This is a genomic window from Mesorhizobium sp. WSM4816, from assembly GCF_055811535.1.
The window spans coordinates 1-5248 of sequence record NZ_JBVVQR010000075.1; the positions used below are offsets into that span (position 1 = coordinate 1).

At 62.1% G+C, this 5248-nt stretch carries 5 protein-coding genes and 1 pseudogene; 4 read left to right on the top strand and 2 right to left on the bottom strand.

Annotated elements, in window-relative coordinates:
- Window positions 1–266: 266 nt before the first annotated feature.
- Together AC0L3H_RS32645 and AC0L3H_RS32650 are read right to left on the bottom strand one after the other, a co-directional pair.
- Window positions 267–1202, bottom strand: a complete 936-nt coding sequence (locus AC0L3H_RS32645) for a Gfo/Idh/MocA family protein (RefSeq protein WP_473588216.1) — start codon at window positions 1200–1202, stop codon at window positions 267–269.
- A gap of 110 nt (window positions 1203–1312) precedes the next feature.
- Window positions 1313–1594, bottom strand: coding sequence for a hypothetical protein (locus AC0L3H_RS32650; RefSeq protein WP_023798115.1), 282 nt, complete (start codon window positions 1592–1594; stop codon window positions 1313–1315).
- A 462-nt stretch (window positions 1595–2056) separates the two neighbouring features.
- Here AC0L3H_RS32650 and rpsL point away from each other — a divergent pair, with 462 nt between their 5' ends.
- The 4 genes and pseudogenes from rpsL to AC0L3H_RS32670 form a co-directional block, all read left to right on the top strand.
- On the top strand, window positions 2057–2428 hold the full coding sequence (rpsL, locus tag AC0L3H_RS32655) for a 30S ribosomal protein S12 (protein ID WP_006333356.1): 372 nt from the start codon (window positions 2057–2059) through the stop codon (window positions 2426–2428).
- Window positions 2429–2513: 85 nt separating this feature from the next.
- Window positions 2514–2984, top strand: a complete 471-nt coding sequence (gene rpsG / locus AC0L3H_RS32660) for a 30S ribosomal protein S7 (RefSeq protein ID WP_008875664.1) — start codon at window positions 2514–2516, stop codon at window positions 2982–2984.
- 30 nt (window positions 2985–3014) lie between these two features.
- A complete protein-coding gene (gene fusA / locus AC0L3H_RS32665; protein WP_023798114.1) occupies window positions 3015–5105 on the top strand; it encodes an elongation factor G in 2091 nt (696 codons plus the stop codon).
- 66 nt (window positions 5106–5171) lie between these two features.
- Window positions 5172–5248 (top strand): annotated as a pseudogene (locus tag AC0L3H_RS32670) (GTP-binding protein); the annotation flags it as partial.

Below are 5248 nucleotides of genomic sequence, written 5' to 3' on the forward strand. Positions count from 1 at the left end.
GTCATGGCACTTACCCTTCCACGGGAATCGGTGATCGCAACGTCACCAGCGTGCCATGGCCGCCCCTCGCCTCAGAGCAAGGGCTGTTCTCTCTCCAAAGCTTTTTGCAGAACCTTCAGGACACTATCTGGGGGTACATCGTAGAGCGAAAGCCTCGGCTTGCGACAGCCCTGCCTTGAGGGATCCAGGGGAGATTGTATGGCGCTTCCGCTTTCGCCAACTACCAACGCTGGGCAGGCGGGTCGTTCATAGCCGCATTGTACGCGTCAATCGAAAAACGCTTCCACCACATTGCGCTTGCCGAGCATGAAGGCGTCGGCGACATGTTGGAGCGGAGCGAGATCGACGTCGGAGACGCCGGCGCGCACAATCTCGGCGAAGCGCTTGTAGAGCATCGGATATTCGGCTTCCGGCTCGTCGTGAACGACGCGGCCGTCGACCGCGAGTTTTGCGCCGCCGCCAGAAAGCACCATCGCGCCCTTGTCCGTCTCGGCCAGGATGTCCCAGCTTTGCGGGCCGGTCTGGCGCCAGTCGAGTTCCATCGCCACCGGCAAGCCGTTCGAGGTGCGGAAGGCGATGTGCGCGGCGATCGGGGCGGCGCGGTTTTCGGGAAAATCGAGGATCGCCGAGCTGATGAACATCGCCGGCAGTATGTGGGTTGCGATCGACAGCGCGTTGATGCCGGGATCGAAGACGCCGAAGCCGCCTGGCGCCCAGATCCAGTCCTGGTTCGGGTGCCAGCGGCGCACGTCCTCCTTCCAGTTGATGGCGGCCGACCTGATCTGGGTCGAGCCTAAAAATGTGCGCGCGGCTTCCACCGCCGGCGCATAGCGCGAATGCCAGCTGGCGAACAGCGAGACGCCGTTTGCCGCCGCCAGTGCTTTCAAATCCTCGACCTCGCTGACCGTGGCGCCGGGTGGCTTTTCCAGAAAAACATGCTTTTTTGCTTCCAGCGCCGTCCGCGCGGCGTCGTAGCGGAACTGCGGTGGCATGCAGAGCGATACGGCCTCGAGTTCCGGCACCGCGTCGAGCATCGCCTCGATATCAGGAAAATTCGCGATGCCGCCCACCTTGCCGTGCCGGCTGGCGGCGGCGGTGAGCAGGTAGTCGCGGTCCTTGGCCAGGGCCGGCAGGTGCTGGTCGCGAACAATCTTTCCCACGCCGACGATGCCGAGCTTGATGGGACCGCTATTCAGGGACATGGGAACTCCGCAGGTTGATATTGCGCTTGGTTCTTAGCAGAGAACCGATGCCGGGCAAGCAGTGCCAGACCGCGACGGCCCCAAACCGCGACGGCCAGGGACATGGCTGGTCACAGCGGCACGTCGAAGGTGACGATCGACACTTCGCCTTCGAGCGCGCCCTGATAGGCCGACAAATGCGGCTCTTCGTCGGGCACGCCGTCCAGGTCGCCGATCTGGTCGAGCTCCGCCTCGGCGTAGCCTTCGGCCGCCAGTGATTCGAGCGCCCGGCGCACCGCCGAATCGTCGTCGGGCGCGACCAGCATGAGGTGGACGCCTTCCGGCTTGCCGCCCTTTCTTTTCCACGCCCGGCCGGTGATGATGGTGACCGGGCGCTCATCATTGTCGTTCACGGGCCGATTCCTCCGGGCGAGGGGATTTGCGCTGTTCATGTCGCTTTCTCGCATGAAGCGTGGCTATGCAACAGCCGACGGCCGGTCACATTCTTCCTTGCTCTTGCAAAAGGGCGAAAGAAAATTACATGCGCTTTTCGCATGGCTGCCAAGCCTCGGTTTCAGCGTAATATTTGGTGCTCCGGGGTTGACGGGCAACAGGCTTGCGAGTAGAAGCCGCCCAGTCAGAACCGATGTGAGGCTCTCCCTTCCGAAGCGACACGCTTTGGAGTTTGCCTCAAACAGGGTTCGTTTTACGAGCGAAAAGACATTTCCGGCGTGCATGAAGCGGTTTCCGCTTCCTCTGCCATTTGTTCGGGCAAGACCGCGAGGCGCGGTTTGTGGCCCGAATTTGCGTATGGAAATGACGCTTTGAGCGGCCCTGACCGGGCGAGACACGGAATTGAGAGACAAGAGGGTTTAATGCCTACCGTCAACCAGCTGATCCGCAAGCCGCGCATTGCGCCGGTGAAGCGCAACAAGGTCCCGGCCATGCAGCAGAACCCGCAGAAGCGGGGCGTCTGCACGCGCGTCTACACAACGACGCCGAAGAAGCCTAACTCGGCGCTGCGCAAGGTGGCCAAGATCCGCCTGACCAATGGTTTTGAAGTGATCGGCTACATCCCCGGCGAAGGCCACAACCTTCAGGAGCACTCGGTGGTTATGATCCGCGGTGGCCGCGTCAAGGATCTTCCGGGCGTCCGCTACCATATCATCCGCGGCGTGCTCGACACGCAGGGTGTGAAGAACCGCAAGCAGCGCCGTTCGAAATACGGCGCCAAGCGTCCGAAGTGACCGAAGCGTAGCCAAGGTCATCCCGGACGGCGCCAGGCGACGATCCGGGATCCAGGCCACCACGCAGAATTGAGGCAGAGAAAAAATGTCCCGTCGTCACAGTGCAGAAAAGCGTGAGATCAACCCGGACCCGAAGTTCGGCGATCTGATCGTCACCAAATTCATGAACGCCGTCATGTATGACGGCAAGAAGTCGGTTGCCGAGACCATCGTCTACGGCGCGCTCGACCAGGTCCAGTCCAAGACCAAGCAGGAGCCGGTCACCGTCTTCCATCAGGCGCTCGACAATGTCGCGCCGCATGTGGAAGTGCGTTCGCGCCGCGTCGGCGGCGCCACCTACCAGGTTCCGGTCGACGTGCGCCCCGAGCGCCGTCAGGCGCTGGCCATCCGCTGGTTGATCGCCGCCGCCCGCAACCGCAACGAGACCACGATGGTCGACCGCCTCTCCGGCGAGCTGATGGACGCGGCCAACAACCGCGGCACCGCCGTCAAGAAGCGTGAAGACACCCACAAGATGGCAGAAGCCAACCGCGCCTTCGCGCACTACCGCTGGTAAAGCGCGAACGAGACTGAAGAGGCACCTCCCATGGCCCGCGAATATAAAATCGAAGACTACCGCAATTTCGGTATCATGGCGCATATCGACGCCGGCAAGACGACGACCACCGAGCGCGTCCTCTACTACACGGGCAAGTCGCACAAGATCGGCGAAGTCCATGACGGCGCTGCCACCATGGACTGGATGGAGCAGGAGCAGGAACGCGGCATCACCATAACGTCCGCCGCGACCACGACCTTCTGGAAGGCTCGTGACGGCAAGATGCACCGCTTCAACATCATCGACACTCCCGGCCACGTCGACTTCACCATCGAGGTCGAGCGTTCGCTGCGCGTGCTCGACGGCGCCATTGCGCTGCTCGACGCCAACGCCGGTGTCGAGCCGCAGACGGAGACCGTCTGGCGCCAGGCCGACAAGTACCGCGTGCCGCGCATGATCTTCTGCAACAAGATGGACAAGATCGGCGCGGATTTCTATCGCTCGGTCGAAATGATCGGCTCGCGCCTCGGTGCGCAGGCTGTCGTCATGCAGCTGCCGATCGGCGCCGAGACCGAGTTCAAGGGTGTCGTCGATCTCGTCGAGATGAACGCGCTGGTCTGGCGTGACGAGACGCTGGGCGCCGCCTGGGACGTCGTCGAGATCCCGGACGACCTCAAGGCACGTGCCGAAGAATATCGCGAGAAGATGATCGAGGCCGCCGTCGAAATGGACGAGACGGCGCTCGAGAATTACCTCGAAGGCAAGATGCCCAGCAATGACGAGATCCGCGCCCTGATCCGCAAGGGCACCATCGCGGTGAAGTTCTACCCGATGTTCTGCGGCTCGGCCTTCAAGAACAAGGGCGTGCAGCCGTTGCTTGACGCAGTCGTCGAATATCTGCCGTCGCCGGCCGACGTTCCGGCCATCAAGGGCGTCGATGCCAAGACCGACGCCGAGATCGAGCGTCACGCCGACGACAGCGAGCCGCTGTCGATGCTCGCCTTCAAGATCATGAACGACCCGTTCGTCGGCTCGCTCACCTTTGCCCGCATCTATTCGGGCAAGCTCACCAAGGGCATCTCGGTCGACAATACGGTGAAGGGCAAGAAGGAGCGCATCGGCCGCATGCTGCAGATGCATGCGAATTCGCGCGCTGACGTCGAAGAGGCTTTCGCCGGCGACATCGTCGCTCTGGCCGGCCTCAAGGACACGACGACTGGCGACACGCTCTGCGATCCGCTGCATCCGGTCATCCTCGAGCGCATGGAATTTCCCGATCCGGTCATCCAGATCGCCATCGAGCCGAAGACCAAGAACGACCAGGAGAAGATGGGCCTTGCGCTGCATCGCCTGGCCGCCGAGGATCCGTCCTTCCGCGTCAAGACCGACGAGGAGAGCGGCCAGACCATCATCTCCGGCATGGGCGAACTCCACCTCGACATCATCGTCGACCGCATGCGTCGCGAGTTCAAGGTCGAGGCCAATGTCGGCGCGCCGCAGGTGGCCTATCGCGAGACGATCACCCGCAGGCACGAGCAGGACTACACCCACAAGAAGCAGACCGGCGGCACCGGCCAGTTCGCCCGTGTCAAGATCCTGTTCGAGCCGAATCCGGAAAGCAGCGAATTCCTGTTCGAATCCAAGATCGTCGGCGGCGCTGTGCCGAAGGAATACATCCCCGGTGTCGAAAAGGGCATCAACAGCGTCATGACCTCTGGCCCGTTCGCCGGCTTCCCGATGATCGGCGTCAAGGCGACGCTGATCGACGGCGCCTACCATGATGTCGACTCCTCGGTGCTCGCCTTCGAAATCGCCGGCCGTGCCTGCTTCCGTGAAGCGGCGCCCAAGCTTGGCGTGCAGTTGCTCGAGCCGATCATGAAGGTCGAAGTGGTGACGCCGGAAGATTATGTCGGCAGCGTCATCGGTGATCTGAACGGCCGTCGCGGCCAGATTCAGGGCCAGGAATCGCGCGGCGTGGCGGTGGTTGTCAACGCCATGGTGCCGCTCGCCAACATGTTCAAATACGTCGACAATTTGCGCTCGATGAGCCAGGGCCGCGCGGCCTACACGATGCAGTTCGATCACTACGAGCCGGTCCCCACTGCGGTCGCTCAGGAAGTCCAGAAGAAATACGCGTAACCCCAACGGGTTGCAGCGCTAACTTAATTCAAAGCCCGCACGGGCGAGCAGGAATGGAGAGATCACATGGCAAAAGGTAAATTCGAGCGTACAAAGCCTCATGTGAACATCGGCACGATTGGCCATGTCGATCATGGCAAGAC